14 protein-coding genes and 1 tRNA gene are annotated in these 15264 nt (G+C 66.0%); 4 read left to right on the top strand and 11 right to left on the bottom strand.

What is annotated here, in order from left to right:
* Positions 1-117 precede the first annotated feature (117 nt).
* The 3 genes from KY501_RS54095 to KY501_RS43710 all read right to left on the bottom strand — a co-directional run bounded on the left by KY501_RS54095 (position 118) and on the right by KY501_RS43710 (position 2058).
* Entirely contained in the window at positions 118-264 is a 147-nt protein-coding gene (locus KY501_RS54095; RefSeq protein WP_309243045.1) for a hypothetical protein, read from the bottom strand.
* A gap of 52 nt (positions 265-316) precedes the next feature.
* Positions 317-1156 carry a hypothetical protein gene (locus KY501_RS54455; RefSeq protein WP_373691715.1) on the bottom strand — a complete coding sequence of 280 codons (840 nt, stop codon included), beginning with the start codon at positions 1154-1156 and terminating at the stop codon, positions 317-319.
* Positions 1157-1344: 188 nt separating this feature from the next.
* Entirely contained in the window at positions 1345-2058 is a 714-nt protein-coding gene (locus KY501_RS43710; RefSeq protein WP_224370355.1) for a hypothetical protein, read from the bottom strand.
* Between the two features lie 720 nt (positions 2059-2778).
* Here KY501_RS43710 and KY501_RS54100 point away from each other — a divergent pair.
* A complete protein-coding gene (locus KY501_RS54100) occupies positions 2779-3789 on the top strand; it encodes a restriction endonuclease (RefSeq protein ID WP_224370357.1) in 1011 nt (336 codons plus the stop codon).
* Positions 3790-3894: 105 nt separating this feature from the next.
* On the opposite strand, the gene KY501_RS43720 is transcribed toward KY501_RS54100, so the two are convergent.
* The 7 genes from KY501_RS43720 to KY501_RS43750 all read right to left on the bottom strand — a co-directional run bounded on the left by KY501_RS43720 (position 3895) and on the right by KY501_RS43750 (position 11775).
* Positions 3895-4827 (bottom strand): restriction endonuclease, encoded by a 933-nt coding sequence (locus KY501_RS43720; RefSeq protein ID WP_224370359.1) that lies wholly within the window; start codon positions 4825-4827, stop codon positions 3895-3897.
* Positions 4828-5088: 261 nt separating this feature from the next.
* Positions 5089-5170 (bottom strand) — tRNA-Leu (locus tag KY501_RS43725).
* A gap of 78 nt (positions 5171-5248) precedes the next feature.
* Positions 5249-5737, bottom strand: coding sequence for a preprotein translocase subunit SecG (gene secG / locus KY501_RS43730; protein WP_224370361.1), 489 nt, complete (start codon positions 5735-5737; stop codon positions 5249-5251).
* A gap of 99 nt (positions 5738-5836) precedes the next feature.
* Positions 5837-6607, bottom strand: a complete 771-nt coding sequence (tpiA, locus tag KY501_RS43735) for a triose-phosphate isomerase (protein ID WP_224370363.1) — start codon at positions 6605-6607, stop codon at positions 5837-5839.
* A 26-nt stretch (positions 6608-6633) separates the two neighbouring features.
* On the bottom strand, positions 6634-7824 hold the full coding sequence (locus KY501_RS43740; RefSeq protein WP_224370365.1) for a phosphoglycerate kinase: 1191 nt from the start codon (positions 7822-7824) through the stop codon (positions 6634-6636).
* Between the two features lie 39 nt (positions 7825-7863).
* Positions 7864-8877, bottom strand: a complete 1014-nt coding sequence (gap, locus tag KY501_RS43745) for a type I glyceraldehyde-3-phosphate dehydrogenase (protein WP_224370367.1) — start codon at positions 8875-8877, stop codon at positions 7864-7866.
* Between the two features lie 96 nt (positions 8878-8973).
* On the bottom strand, positions 8974-11775 hold the full coding sequence (locus tag KY501_RS43750; RefSeq protein ID WP_444881618.1) for a golvesin C-terminal-like domain-containing protein: 2802 nt from the start codon (positions 11773-11775) through the stop codon (positions 8974-8976).
* A gap of 132 nt (positions 11776-11907) precedes the next feature.
* Between KY501_RS43750 and KY501_RS43755 the strand changes: the two genes are divergently transcribed.
* Entirely contained in the window at positions 11908-12591 is a 684-nt protein-coding gene (locus tag KY501_RS43755) for a diacylglycerol kinase family protein (RefSeq protein WP_224370369.1), read from the top strand.
* 71 nt (positions 12592-12662) lie between these two features.
* On the opposite strand, the gene KY501_RS43760 is transcribed toward KY501_RS43755, so the two are convergent.
* Positions 12663-12869 (bottom strand): hypothetical protein, encoded by a 207-nt coding sequence (locus KY501_RS43760; RefSeq protein ID WP_224370370.1) that lies wholly within the window; start codon positions 12867-12869, stop codon positions 12663-12665.
* A gap of 307 nt (positions 12870-13176) precedes the next feature.
* On the opposite strand from KY501_RS43760, the gene KY501_RS43765 reads away from it, so the two are divergent.
* Together KY501_RS43765 and KY501_RS43770 are read left to right on the top strand one after the other, a co-directional pair.
* Complete coding sequence (locus KY501_RS43765) at positions 13177-14772, top strand: NAD(P)/FAD-dependent oxidoreductase (protein WP_224370372.1); 1596 nt, start codon at positions 13177-13179, stop codon at positions 14770-14772.
* Positions 14773-14834: 62 nt separating this feature from the next.
* Entirely contained in the window at positions 14835-15188 is a 354-nt protein-coding gene (locus KY501_RS43770; RefSeq protein WP_224370374.1) for a hypothetical protein, read from the top strand.
* The last annotated feature ends 76 nt before the right edge of the window (positions 15189-15264 follow it).

Consider the following 15264-nt stretch of genomic DNA (forward strand, 5'->3'; position numbering starts at 1 on the left):
CAGCCGGATTGCCTCCGCCCTGAACTCGGGCGTGAAGCTCCGTCTCTTCCTTCGTTCCATGGGACACATCCTCTCGTGTTTCGACTCATCAGGGGTGTCCACAAAATCGGGGCAGGCTCAGGTGGCATTGACGAGGAAAGAGAAGCGCTTGCGCTGGAGCACCTGTGCGGCCGCAGCCTCCATGGGCCTCAGCGCGCCGAGCCTCACGGCGGACCAGTCCTCCAACGCCTCCACCAGCCGGGGCATGTCCACCCGACGCTGCAATGCGAGGAACTCCGCGGGAGAGGGGCACTGGAAGAAGGGCGCCAGCAGCTCTTCATCCCACCAGGTGGAGGAGTCCGGCCAGCCTTCCGGTACGGCCAGCCCCCCGCACGAGGGCGGGCCTTGAGAGGGCTCCGCACTGGCCGCCGCGCGCACGGCCATCTCCTCCGGGCTCACCAGGGCCACGTCCGTGCCCACCACGGGACGCCGTCCCATCCACATGCGCCAGCATCACTGGCGGCGAACCTCCCCCGGCCCTGCCCCAGTCCCGCACCGCAGACAGCCCCAGCGTGTAGCGCCCTGGTTCAGATGACGCTCGGGTGACGACATGAGCCAGATCCACCTCGGCCTGCGCTCCCGTGAGGCGAGCGCTCAGCACATCCGAGGCGAACGCCTCCACGTAGAGGGGCCCCAACGTGCCGGTGAGAAAGGCGCCGGCCGGGTGGGAGTCCGGGTCGGCCCAGTTGGAGTAGCGCCGCACCAGATGCCCGGACAGCAGGCTGTAGCCCTCCAGCGCCCCGACCCACAGGGCCACCGGAGACGTGGGGCCACCCAGCTTCAGGGCTCGCACCCACTGTCCCCAATCCGAGAGACTGTCCCAGTCCTCCCGCCGTACCTCCTCCGCCCCTGCCTCGCCGCCCCACAGCCGCAGCCGCACGGGAGTACCCATGTTGAGACCGAACTCCTCGCCTCCGTCCACCACCAGCGTGGGCTCTACCTGCATGAAGCCCTCGGGCCTCCTCCCTCTTGGTAGAAGCACCAGCGTGGCGGCCTCTCCTCGCGTGAGCCAGTGCCACCTCTCGGCCGATGTGGTGGGAACAGTCTCAGCTGCGGGCGCCGCATCCTCCTCTGGGGTCTGCGCCAGCCAGAGCAGCATCATCAGCGAGGGCATCATTGGAGGCTCCTGGAAAGGCAGCCTCCAGACTACCCAGCGCCGCCGACACACCTGCTGCCCTCGACTCTTCGGGGCAAGATCAGATTGTTGTCAATCTGGGGGACACGTCCGACAGGTCCACAAGAAACCGCGGCCCCGCGATCCGCACCTTCCGGAACACGGGGCCGCTGTTCATCCCCCCTCTGCCTCTACGACAGCCTCACCTTCTCCGCCCGCTTCACCCCCACTCCCGCCCCCATCACCGAGTACTGGCTCATCAGCCCTTCAATCAGCTTGTCCACCTGCCCCAACGGGATGGTCCGGATCTCCATCACCGACTCCTCCTTGTGCCGGTTGAGCTGCACCCTCACCGGCGTGCCCTGCGGCAGGTGCCTCATGATGGCCTCCCGGTAGCCGTCCACCAGCGTCCGCTCCTGCTCCGGGTACGGCTTGGACTCAGGCTCCGCCCTCACCAGCTTGAGCGCCTGGCGCAACTCCTCCGTGCTGCAGTCGGCGAACAGCTTGGGCTCCACCTTCCCCTTCTTGTCCGGCACCTGGATGAGCGCAGTTCCCGGCTCCTCGTAGTCCACCTCCAGCTTCGTGGCCTCCTTGTAGCTCAGCAGCAGCCTCAGCCTCGACATCCCGTAGCGCGCTCCCACCTCCTCGCGGAACACCCGCGCCACCGCGCTGTAGTCCAGCAACGACGTGCGAGACACCTCCTTCACGTTGTTGCACAGGTAGTCCAGCGGGCTCTTGTACTCCTTCGAGCCCTCCAGCAGCTTGCTGTCCACCAGGTAGTTGTACAGCAAACCCATCCTCATGTAGTTGCGCGTCTGCCCATTCACCAACTGCAGCATTTCCTCCAACGCCTCCTGCTCCGTCAGCCCCTCGTAGGGGTTGGCGATGTTCGGCTTGTTCGTCACTGGGATGCTCCCGCCCTCGTTGAACCTGCCTCGGCTGCTCAGGCTCGACCGGCTCTCTCTGGGCGCCGCCGGTTGCTCGCCATAAAGCAGATCCGAGGCCAACCTCCGGGCCACGGAAATTCAGCCACTTGCGCGCACGGCACCGTCCACAATGAGAGACTTCAGTCCACGGCGCGAGACGGAGGGGCCGCAAGGGCTCGCCAACGACGCAGGGGCCGACCCCTTACGACAGTCCGAACGTTCGGACCGATGCCGATCCGAACGCGCCCTTTCGACACCCCAAGCATTCGAACAAAGGCTGTCTCCCTCTCGAAGCCCCCTCACCCCGACCACCGGGAGTCTCCTACGGACTCGCCATCCGCACTGAGCAACCGAAGTGGTCGAAAGAAGGCTTCGAAGAACAGTACATCAGCGGAAGCCCCGACGTAGAAACCCGCCGTGACTCACTGATGAGAGCGCTCCAACCCGTGTTTGGCGGAACGCCGCAGCCTGACGAGTTTCCTGTTTACAAGCAGGAGGTGTGGGCTCCGAGGGTAGACGCGCTCATCTCCGCACTGAAGAACTCCATGCCCGGAGAGAATGTGGTGTAGGAGTCGAGCCCTGAGGTGAAGGCCTGCGCCCAGGCAGGAGTCCTGCTCCTTGACACAACCGCTGTAGCCTGAGCTACAGGATTCGCCACGATTCTTGCCACATCCCGAGCGAATGTAACGCTTTCGGGCTGTGACATCGAGCCAGAGTGAATCCCAAGAGTCTCTCGTCAAGTCCGCCAGGCTGCATCGCACCGTCGATGTCCCTCAAGCGGATCGCCTTGAGAACATCCGGCAATTGATTGCCGCCACGAAGGAAGGCATCCAACACCCTGCTGCTCTTCGCGAACTCCTTGGAGTCGACGAGCGCCATTTCGCATACTACCGCAGAGCCGCCACGATTTTGGGATTGCTGGCGGATCGCGACGACGGTCGCCTCGATCTCACCGATAACGGGCGCGCGCTCCTCGGAACAAAAGAGCGCTCCCCAGAAGAACGCCGCCAATTTCAAGCAGCGATCATTTCCGCGCGCGGTCTGAAGCCATTTCAGTCCTTCTTCGAAGGAGAGGAGGTTTCATTCGAGGAGATCTCGTACCGGCTTGCTCAACTCACCGGCCTCTCGAAGACAACCGCCGATCGACGCGCGCAGACGCTCATGCGCTGGCGTGAATATGTACGGGCACCCGAGGCGGCCCTGGCTGGCCCCGAACTTCCCAATCTGACATCGCAGTTGGCATCCCTCATCGCCACGCATAACGCCCTCGCCAAGCAAAGGTATCTCGAATGGCTCTTGAAAATGGAACCGGCCGCATTCGAGAACCTTGTGGGCCAACTCGTTGAAGCCCTCAATCATCGCGAAGTGGAAGTCACCGGACGATCAGGCGACGGAGGAGTGGATGTACGGGCAGTTCGCGTCGATCAATGGGGGCATGCTGCACCGATCGCTGTTCAAGTCAAGCGTTACAGCAAGTCCATCGGGCGTAGAACGGTGGATGAACTGCTCGGAACGATTGTCCGCGAGAGGTTCGTAGCAGGAATTCTCGTGACGACCTCGGATTTCTCAAAGGATGCACAGAAGGCAGCATCACTGGCGCCTCAAATCCAATTGGTCAATGGTGCTCAACTCGTGGATCTGCTCGCCGAGCACGGCGTAGCGATCGCTTACGGCCATTATGGCGAACTGGTCCTGGCCACGAGCGACTGATGTTGAGAGGCCCTGGGTGAACATCTGTGCTGAGACTGCCTCGATTCTGTGGCTCTCTAGCACTGGGACTGCTCCAGTTCCGTGAACACCCTCGATGTGCGCTTCTCACTCGCCTTCGAAGTAATCGGTATCAATCTTCGGAATTCGCAGAGCCTCTGCGGCCACCCCGACACCATGTTCGATCATCAACTCGGCGAGTTGAGCACCGTCGATGAGGACAACGCTCCCTCGCGCCTGTCGCGCGGCCTCGCGAGCAGGGCCCGAGATCGTCCCTGATGTGATTAGCACGCCCTTATCCGCCCCTTGGAGTTGAAGCGCGCCCATGAACGCCTGGATCTGTGGCGCCCCTACCTGTCCCTGCCACTTCTTCGCCTGGACGTAGACCTTCTGGAGCCCGAGCCGGTCGAGCGCAACAATCCCGTCGATTCCGCCGTCGCCAGAACGCCCGGTCCGAACCAGTGCCTTCCGGCTCGTGCCGTACCCGAGCGCATAGAGGACATCGAGCACGAGCGACTCAAACTCCGCAGGGGTTTGCTGAGCGATGTGCTCAAGGAGGTCTCTCGCGACGCTCGCTCGGATCTGGATCAGCGCGTCTTCGATCTGCTCGCGGGGACTCCGGGTTTCCGCCTTCGCCTCGTTGGCGGCCGCCGTCCGAGCCGTGCGCTGCGCTCCATTCGAGCTGGCAAGCGACTGGATGGATACGTCGCGGGACTGGCTTCCGATTCGCTCCACCTCATTCTCCGGAAGTTTCCCTCCATGCGCATCCAGCAACTTTCGCCCAGCGTCGGTGATGAGCCACGAGCCACGAGCGGGCGCGCTCGAGAGTCCTGCTCGCTTCAACGCGTCATGCGCCCAGCCGATGCGGTTTTGGAAGACGGGCTGCATACCACTTGGCAACAACGTGGCCCGATCTGCCTCCGAAAGAGAGAGACGATTCGCCAGTTCCTCGTACACGACCCGCGTACGGACTGGTGCTTGCTGCTCTCCGAAGTACTGGAGGAGTGGCCCGATGAATTGATCGTAGCTGGGAAGTGACATGAGTCGGCATCCTTCGGCTGGCTCTACTTCTGCGGGACAGCTTCCCGCACGAACATCTTCGAGCAGGGTCATGCCAGGTAGCGACGATGTCCGCCCTTGCGCTTGCCGACGCGGAGGGGCTCGCCCCCCATCACTCACCTCGCCTCACTGAGCAGCCCTCGGCGCGCGCCCCAACGGTACATCGACGGCACATCGCCAAGAGCCATCTCCCAGAAACGAAAAAAGCCCCCGAGTCGCTTGGACTCGGAGGCTCTTTCGGAGTGCCCAGGGCGGGATTCGAACCCGCACACCTTTCGGCGCCACCCCCTCAAGATGGTGTGTCTACCAGTTCCACCACCTGGGCAATTTCTACGCGGCCCATGTACCTGAACCGCGTCGGGTCACGCAACGGTTTTCAACCGTCGCGCTCCCCTCTTTCTTCCTACGGCGCAGGAGCCGGCGTCGGTGCCGCAGGCTGCGTCGGTGCCGGAACCGTCCCTGCCGGGTTGGCCGGAGCCGCCTCAGGCGCAGGCACCGGCGTCTCGCGCGGCTGCTCCATGGTCGCCGGAGCACCCGTCCCAGCAGGCGCGGGAGCCTGAGCGCCCGTCGCATCCGTGGCACCCGTCGTCGTCCCCGGAGCGCCCGGCGTCGCAGGAGCCGTAGCCGCCGGCTTCTTGCTCGTCGTCCCCGCCGCCACCGACGTCTTCAATCCCACGAAGGACAGGCCCAGCGAGGTGAGGAAGAACAGCGCCGCGCAGACGCCCGTCACCTTGCTCAGGAAGGTCACCGCTCCACGGCCACCGAACGCGCTCGTAGCCGCGCCACCACCCAGCGCCGCGCCCATGCCCGCGTCCTTACCGGGCTGCAGCAGGATGACGAAGATCATGAACACGCACAGCAGGACGTGCACGATCGTGAAGAAGGTCAGCATGGCTTCTCTTTCAGACGCTCAAAATTGGAAAGGACGCGCACCCTACACAACCGGATACCGGGGTGACAACTTCTTCCAGCCACCCCGGCCCCGTCACACTCAGGCGCCCGCCTTGATGATGGTCGCGAAGTCGCTCGCCTTCAGGCTTGCCCCGCCCACGAGCGCCCCGTCCACGTCCTTCTGCCCCAGCAATTCCGCGGCGTTGTCCGGCTTCACGCTCCCGCCGTACTGGATCCGCACCTGCTCGGCCGTCCCCCCGTCGTACAGCCGGGAGAGCTGCGAGCGGATGGCCGCGTGGACCTCCTGCGCCTGGGCGGTCGTCGCCGTCCGCCCCGTGCCGATCGCCCACACCGGCTCGTAGGCCAGCACGAACTTCGCCACGTCCGCCGCACCAAACCCCGCCAGCCCGCCCTTCACCTGCCGCTCCACCACCTCCAGCGTCCGCCCACCCTCGCGCTCGGCCAGCGTCTCGCCCACGCAGAGGATCGGCACCAGGCCCGCCTTCACCACCGCCTGCGCCCGCTTGTTCACCGTCTCGTCCGTCTCACCGAAGAACTGCCGGCGCTCCGAGTGCCCCAGAATCACGTAGGTGCACCCCAGCTCCTTCAGCATCGACGCGGACACCTCTCCGGTGAACGCACCCGACGCCTCCCAGTGGCAGTTCTGCGCCGCCAGCTTCAGGTTCGAGTCCTCGATGGCCTTCGCCACCGGGTGCAGCGACACGAACGGCGGCGCGATGACGATCTCCACCTTGTCGCGCAGCACCGACACCATGCCCCGAAGCTCTCGCACCAGCGCGAGCGCCTCGGTCACCGTCTTGTTCATCTTCCAATTGCCGGCGATGACTTTCCGGCGAGGCTCCGCGGCCATGCTCCCTCCCTGCTCCACCTACGTGGCTACTTGGTCTCCAGCGCCTTGATGCCCGGCAGCGCGATGCCCTCGAGGAACTCGAGCGACGCGCCACCACCCGTGGACACGTGCGTCATCTTGTCCCCGTACCCCATCTGCTGTACCGCCGCCGCGCTGTCTCCGCCGCCGATCACCGTCACCGCGCCCTTGTTGTTGGCCATCGCCTCGGCCACGACGCGCGTTCCCTCGGCGAACTTGTCCACCTCGAACAGGCCCATGGGCCCGTTCCACACCACCGTCTTCGCGTTGCGGATGTGCTGGGTGAACTGCGCCCGCGACTTCGGGCCAATATCCAGGCCCATCTTGTCCGCGGGGATGTTGCGGTCCGCCGTCTCCTCCTTGCTGCTCTTCTCGGACGGCTCGGTGCCCACCACGTGGTCCACCGGCAGGATGATCTCCGTCTTCAGCCGCTGCGCCGCATCCAGGATCTTCGTGGCCAGCGCCAGCTTGTCCTCTTCCACCCGGCTCTTGCCCACCTCGGCGCCCTGCACCTTCAGGAAGGTGTACGCCATGGCACCGCCAATCAGCAGCGCGTCCACCTTGGGCAGCAGGTTCTCGATCACCTTGATCTTGTCGCTCACCTTCGCGCCGCCCAGGATGGCCACGAAGGGCTTCTCCGGGTTCTTCAGCACGCGGCCCAGGTACTCGATCTCCTTCTTCATCAGGAAGCCGGCCGCCTTCTCCTTCACGAAGGGCACCATGCCGGCCGTGGAGGCGTGGGCGCGGTGCGCCGTGCCGAACGCGTCGTTCACGTACACGTCCGCCAGGGACGCCAGCTCGCGCGCGAACGACTCGTCGTTGGCCTCCTCCTCCTTGTGGAAGCGCAGGTTCTCCAGCACCAACACCTGCCCGTCCTTCAGCTCCTTCACCTGCTTCTTCACAGCGTCGCCCACGCAGTCATCCGCGAGGATGACTTCATGCTTGGGCCCCAGCAGCTCCGCCAGCTTCGAGGCAGCCGGCTCCAGCGAGAACTTCGGCTCGGGCCCCGCCTTGGGGCGCCCGAGGTGGGAGGCGAGAATGACCTTGCCACCCATCTCCAACGCGCGGCGGATGGTGGGCAGCGCCTCTCGGATACGGGTGTCGTCGGTGACGCGCTTGCCCTCGAGCGGGACGTTGAAGTCCACGCGGATGAAGACGCGCTTGCCGGTCAACTGCAGGTCATCGATGTAGCGAATCATGTCTCTCGGTCTCCCTCTCGGTGCGCCCTGTGCCGCGGACTAGAAGCCCTTGGCCGCGAGGAACTTGCTGGTGTCCACCATGCGGTTGGAGAAGCCCCACTCGTTGTCGTACCACGCCATCACCTTCACCAGGTTGTCACCCATGACGAAGGCGTTGGTCGAGTCGAAGATCGCCGAGTGCGGGTTGCCGTTGTAGTCGATCGAAACCGTCAGCTCCTCGCTGTACTGGAGGATGCCCTTGAGCGGACCCTCGGCGTTCTTCTTGAACGCATCCTTGAGCTGCGCCTCGGTGACCGGCTTGCTCGTCGTCACCGTCAGGTCCACCAGGGACACGTTCGGCGTCGGCACGCGGATGGCCAGGCCGTGCATCTTGCCCTTGAGCGCCGGCAGCACCTCGCCGATCGCCTTCGCCGCACCGGTGCTGGTGGGGATCATCGACAGGCCCGCGGCGCGAGCGCGGCGCATGTCCTCGTGCGACAGATCCAGCACGCGCTGGTCGTTGGTGTAGCTGTGGATCGTCGTCATCAGGCCCTTCTCGATGCCGAAGTTGTCCAGCAGCGTCTTGGCCACCGGGGCCAGACAGTTCGTGGTGCACGAGGCGTTGGACAGAATGTGGTGCTTCTTCGGATCGTACTGATCGTGGTTGATGCCGTAGGCGATCGTCAGGTCCGGGCCCTTGGCCGGCGCCGAGACGATGACCTTCTTGGAGCCCGCGGCCAGGTGCTTCTCAGCACCCTCGCGAGCGGTGAAGCGGCCGGTGCACTCCAGGACGATGTCCACGCCCAGCGACTTCCAGGGCAGCGCCGTCGGGTCCTTCTCCGCCGTAACGGTGATGGTGTGGCCGTCCACGACGATGGCCTTCTCCTGCGCCTTCACCTCTCCCGGCCACGTGCGGTGCACCGAGTCGTACTTGAACAGGTGGGCCAGGGCGGTGGGCTTGTCGAGATCGTTGATCGCGACGACCTCGAGGTCCTTCTCCTGGCGAGCCAGGATCGCGCGCAGGACGCAGCGACCGATACGACCAAACCCGTTGATGCCAATCTTCGTGGCCATGTCTGTGTGTCTCCTTGAGATGAAAATCAAAAGTGTGGGCCCTACGCCCACGTGGCGAAAGCGGGCGGCCGACCGTAGGCAGGCCGGGCATCCGAGTCAACGCTTGGAATGCGTTGATTTCCGAGTCTGTCGCCGAAGCTGACGGATAACCAGCAACGCCAGCCAGGGAATGGACGCCCCCACAGAGCCCGCCCCACATCCGCATCCGGTGTCTCCCTCTTCATAGAACTGAGGAAGTTGGGCCACCACATAAGGAGGTACAGGAACCGGTGGCGGAGGAGGATCCGGCGGCCGGGGATCCTTGCCCGTGGCAGCGGCCCATTGGTTGGCAGGGCCCGGCTCGGGCGGCGGAGGTTCGTCTCCAGGCGCCGTGGGCGCCGTGGCGAGCAGGCCCGTGCGCGCCAGGAAGGTTCCGAGCACGTACTCGCGCCGCAGCGGGCTCACGAAGCCTTCCAACGGCACGGTCAGGAAGAGCACCTGTCCCCCAGGAGTCGAGGAAACGCCCGCGGACAGATCCGCTCCGTTGTAACGCAGCACGGAGGTGCTTCCAGAGGGAGAGAGCACGTCGGGAATGCCCACTGCCAGACCTCCTCGCGTGCCGTCGTCGAGCTCGATTCCGGAGGCGGACTCGAGCCACTCGCCCGGCTGTCCCTCCACGAGCAGCGAGGACGAGCCGTTGCCCACAGCCGCACGAAGGATATCGGCGAGGAACGCCTGATCGTCCGCATCCCCCGCAGCGAGCCGAGAGGCCACGTTGCTGCCGGAAAAGAGCAGGTGTCCACCACCCGTGACGAAGGCCCGCAGCGCGTCCTGCTCCGCTCGGATCGGTGCTGCGCCCGCGACTCCGCCGCGACCCGTGAACCAGTCGACGAGTTGGTAGCCCGAGAGGCTCACGAGCCCAGCGGCAAAGGCCTCGTTGGTCGCGCTGTCGAAGGCCACTTCATACCGAGCCACCGCGGCGCCGTGGCGGCGCACCGAGGTGCCATCATTCATCGTCTCCAGCAACACGCGCAGCGGAGAGCCCAGGCTGTAGCGCGAGAGATCCTCGGGCCGGTCCATGGTCGCGTCGAGCCGATCGAACGCGTTGACGATGAGCACCGGCGCCGTGGTGCCCACCCGCGCGCCCACTGTGTCCGATGGGAAGGATTCGCCGCCCGCATTGAGCGCCGCGACCCGGAAGTAGCGCGTGGTGCCCGCCGCCAGGTTCACGGTGAGCGAGGTGTTGGCCGTCTCCGTCCCGTCGTCCCAGGCCAGCCCATCCTCGCTCTGGTAGACGCGGTAGGACGTGGCGGTGTGCCCACCAATATCGTTGGAGTCCGTCTCAGGAGGCGCCCAACGCACCTCCACCCCGCCCGCTACATTGCGCACAGCCACCACGGTGGGAACCTCCGGCGGCAGGTGAACCTCCTTGCCGTCCTTCGTGGCGAAGTACTTGATCAGGCCCTGCAGGATCGCGCGGGCCGCGACCCGCCTGAACTCCGGCTCCTTGAGACGTGCCGCATCCGATGGGTTGTCGTGGTAGGCGATCTCCAGGAGCACAGCGGGCGTCTCTGGATTGTGGGTCGGGTTCAATTCGCCCAGATTCGCGGAGCGCAGCCGCCGCATCGTCCAGTTGGGGTCGAACACGGCCTTGAAGTCATGGTCCAGCTCGGCGCGCAGCGCGGTGGCCAGCACGTCGCTTCCAGGCACTCCCGTGAAGTTGTACGTGCCGTCCACGGGGTTCGGCCCGTAGACATAGGTCTCCGTGCCCACCACGGTCCCCGTGGTCCCCGCGTTCGTATGCCAGGCCACGTATACGGCGTCCTCGCCGCTCTCGTGGTCCCACGTCGCGAAGCGCGAGCGAGAGGTCACGTCATCATTGCGCTCATTGCCCAACCTGTTGGCCCCCGAGGGCGCGAACACAGAAGCCGGCGCCCCGTTGAATTGCAGGTGGTACCGCGCGCACTCCAGGTAGCGTGGCATGCCCAGCGGCGCCAACGTCGCGTCTCCGATGAAACCCGTGCCCCCGCCAATGCGAACCGCATCCAGAGAGATAGTGCCTGCCGCTGAAGAGTCGTTGAGCGCCACCACCGCCCCCTTCTCCGCGTCCTGCCCCGCCTTGAAGTAGAAACGGCCGAGCATGATCCACGTCCCGCCGTGACGGCGCTGGTCGACGCGGAAGTTCGTCTCTCCCCCCGCGTGCTTCACCACGAAGTGCGCGTCCGGCACCCGCGTGGCGTCCGCGGCATGGGAGACATAGACGTAGTAGTTCCCATCCACCGGGATGCGCGGCACCCACGAGGCCGAGGCGGTGGCTGGAACCGAGACGCTTCCAGTGGACTTCATCAGCCGACTGCCGCCCAGGTTGAAGGGCAGCACGTTGTTCGCCATGGGCGAGGAAGGCGGCCCCCAGCCCGGCACCGTGGCCGAGCTGAACAGCTCCACGGGCCCCGTCTCCGAGTAGTTCTCATCCCCGTTGTTGACGATGACCATCCGCCCGTTCAGGTCCGGCTCGCGCACCGGCACCACCCGAGCCCCCGCCCCCATCAACATGGGCAGCAGGTACTGGTCCAGCGTCTCCGCGGAGATCAGATCCTCCACCACGTCGTTCGTGTTGGGGCGCTGCGTCGCCCAGCGCGCCAGATTGGAGTCTCGATAGAAGCCGTGCCCGGGGCTCAGGTACACCGTCTTCCCGGACAGCGCCCCCGTGCGCATCCGCGTCTGCGGCACGCCCGAAGAGGCCGAGCGCACCCCATCCCTCAACTCCTGCCGCACGAGCGGCGGCTCAGAGGCGCTCCACGGTTTCACCTCGGAAGGCCGGGGCTCCGGCAGCGGCACATACACCGCACCGGGGGGCTCCAACCCACAATCCTGCATGGGCTCCGTGGGAGCCTGGGCCCCCGCGAGCGCCGGAAGCAACAGACAGATCCAACCCGAGACAGAGAGAAATCGAAGGCGTTCCATACTGGGGGCGGACCATAGGGCCACGCCTCCCCTCACGCGAGCGCAGCATTCCGCGCCGTGAGTGCTAGCCTGCTCTCCCGACTCCTAATGAACGCCCCTGCCCCACCTTCACCCCCGTTCCCGCCCCGCGGCAGTGCAGGATTCCTCGCCTCGTTCCGCCATGCCTGGGCCGGGCTCATCCACACCGTCATCCATCAGCGCAACATGCGCGTCCACCTCGTCTCCGCGGTGATGGTGGGCCTGGTGGGCAGCGGCATCGAACTGGGCCTCGCCGAGAAGGTGACGCTCATCTTCTGCGTCATGCTCATCTTCTTCGCGGAGATCCTCAACAGCGCGCTCGAGCACCTGGTGGATCTCGCCGTCCAGCAGTTCGACGAGAAGGCCCGGCTCGCCAAGGACGCCGCCGCCGCCGGCGTCATGGTGCTAGCCCTGGGCACGGTCGTCATCTTCGCCGCGCTGCTCGTCACCAACTGGGGCGTCGTCTCCCACAGCGGCCCGCGCATCGCCCGGCAGGTGGAGCTCGGCCTGCCCTTCACCGCCTGCGTCACGCTGCTCGTGCTGCCACGCTCGCGCCCCGCCTGGGTGGACTGGGCCGCCTTCGCCATCGCCGCCGCGCTGCTGGCCCTCATGGCCCTGCGCACCGCCAGCTCCGTCTTCACCGCGCTCACGGCCGGACTGCTCGGCGTGGCCATGTCCGCGGCGCGCACCCGGCGCCTGGAGCAAAGCGGGCAAAAAAAAACCGGCGCCTCGCCGGTTTCCCACCGCGCCTAGAGGGCGTGAGCCCCGGAACCCGTCCGGAGCTCGATCGCCCGCTAGGGGTTGATAGGGGCCATCCTACGCCACTAGACCCGGGGCTGCCAGCCGGAGCCCTGCTCCGTCGTCACCTGGGTGACTTCCGCAGGCTTCTCGCCTTGCTTGAGCTCCTCCGTCACCAGGTCCAGCAGCTCCGTGGCAATGCCAATGATCTGATGCGGCGTGTAACCGCTCGAGCGCAGCTGAGCAAAGAAGGTGCGCGCCAGGATCCGGGGGCCCTTTTGATCGGTGCTCAAGGAATGTCTCCAAAAAGAGGGGGGACTGCTTCGACTTGCGTGCTACAGCTTCAACCCTCATGCCAACGCTTGGCAGCCAGGCGGATTCCTCATGATCTGCGCTGGGTTAAGAGGTATCGAAGGCTCCGCCGCGAACCGAGCGACTGCGAAGCGGGCTTCGCACCTCCGCCCGGAACCCAGGGGATGAGAATCCAGGGTGTATAGCTGGATACACACCCCATCCCTGGGGGGCGCCCCTGTCATTTCAGGGACTTGCATTCCGCCCGGGGACGGGGATACGCGCTCCCGGGCACGAAGACGAGGGATCATGGCGTACCGCGTAAACAACATCGGGCTGTGGCTGGACGAGCCGGAGGAGCTGCTCGGCGAGCGGGCCGCCGAGAAGCTGGGTGTCACCCGGGCGGACCTGGCCTCGGTGCGGGTGGTGCGCTCGGTGCTGGACGCGCGCAAGAAGGGCAGCCCTCGCTACATCTATACGCTCGAGGTGACGCTGGCTCCGGGGCGCAAGCCCGGGAAACTGCCCCCGGATGTGGGCGAGGCGCCTCCCGATCCCGAGCCGCTCCCGCGCGTGAAGGAGCCGGAGCGCTGGCCGCTGATCATCGGCACGGGCCCCGCGGGGCTGTTCTGCGCGCTGGGGCTGCTGGAGCGCGGGGTGCGCAGCATCCTGCTGGAGCGAGGCCGCGAGGTGGTGACGCGCCGCAAGGACGTGGCGAAGCTCATGCGGGACGGTTCGTTGGATCCCGAGAGCAACATGAACTTCGGCGAGGGCGGCGCCGGGGCCTACACGGACGGCAAGCTCTCCACGCGCATCAACCACCCCATGGTGCGCAAGGTCATCGAGACGTTCGCCCAGTACGGAGCGCCGGACCACATCCTCATCGAGGGCAAGCCGCACATCGGCTCGGACCTGCTGCCGGGCGCGGTGGCGCGCATCCGGGACATGCTGATCGCCGGAGGCTGTCAGGTGCTCTTCGAGCACAAGGTGGAGGACCTGCTCTATCGCGACGGCCGGGTGGCGGGCGTGAAGCTGGTGGACGGGCGCACGCTGGAGAGCGATCGGGTGATTCTGGCGCCGGGCAACTCGGCTCGGGAGCTCTACGAGCGCTTCGCCGCCGACGGGCGTGTGAGCATCGAGGCCAAGCCCTTCGCGCTCGGCTTCCGCGCCGAGCACCCGCAGGGGCTCATCAACAGCATCCAGTACGGCAACGCGGCGAAGAACCCGAAGCTGCCCCCGGCGGACTACAAGCTGGCGGAGAACCTCGAGGTGGACGGCGAGGTGCGCGGCATCTACTCGTTCTGCATGTGCCCCGGCGGCATCGTCGTGCCCACGCCCACCGAGGATGGGTTGCAGTGCACCAACGGCATGAGCAACTCGCGCCGCAACGCGAAGTACGCCAACGCGGGCATCGTCGTCACCGTGTCCGTGCAGGACTTCGAGCGCGAGGGCTTCCGGGGCCCGCTGGCCGGCCTGGAGTTCCAGCGCCACTGGGAGAAGAAGGCCTATGAGCTGGGCGGAGGCCGCTTCTTCGCGCCGGCGCAGACCATCCCGGACTACCTGGCCGGACGCGTGAAGAAGGATCCGGGCGGCACCAGCTACCGCCCCGGCATCGTCAACGTGGACCTGAACCGGCTCTTCCCCGAGCGCCTCACCCAGTCCATCAAGCAGGCGCTGCGCGGCTTCGATCGGAAGATGCGCGGCTTCATCAGCGACGAGGGCAAGCTCATCGGCATCGAGAGCAGGACGAGTTCGCCGGTGCGCGTCACCCGCGGCGACGATCTCCAGTCCGTGTCGATGCGCGGACTTTACCCGGCCGGGGAAGGTTGCGGTTATGCGGGAGGTATCGTCTCCTCGGCCATTGATGGGCTGCGCATCGCTGAGCAGATTGCCGTGGAGCTGACCTAGAGAACGGCCGGGGTGCTCGCCCGGCTGCCTGCCGGGAATACCGCCCGGAGAGAAGAGGAGCCATGCGTTACCGCGTACGCACCCCGGACGGAGAACTCGAGTACGAGAGCCTCCTGCACGTGGAGCAGGCCTATGTCGCCGGGCTCGTCGCCCCCGAGGACGAGGTGCTCGAAGAGGGCGGCACCCTGTGGCGCAAGGCCGCCTCCCTCCCCAACCTGGCCCGGGCCAAGAAGCCCGCCAACAAGGCCTTCAATCGCAACCAGACCCTGACCATCCTGGTGGCGGTGGCGCTGGGCATCTGTGCCCTGCTCCTCATGCGCAGAGGCCAGGGCATGCTCGCCTTCCTGGCCTCCCTGGGCGTCGTCTCCCTGCTGTGGCGGGTGACCTTCACCACCTTCAAGAGCAAGCGCCGCTGAGCCTCCTCCCCTGCTCTCCAGCGCGGCGTCCCGGCGCCCGCCGACAGCAACGGCATGGACCACCATGTTCTCCGCA

The organism is Hyalangium versicolor, assembly GCF_020103695.1.
Taxonomy (GTDB): domain Bacteria; phylum Myxococcota; class Myxococcia; order Myxococcales; family Myxococcaceae; genus Hyalangium; species Hyalangium versicolor.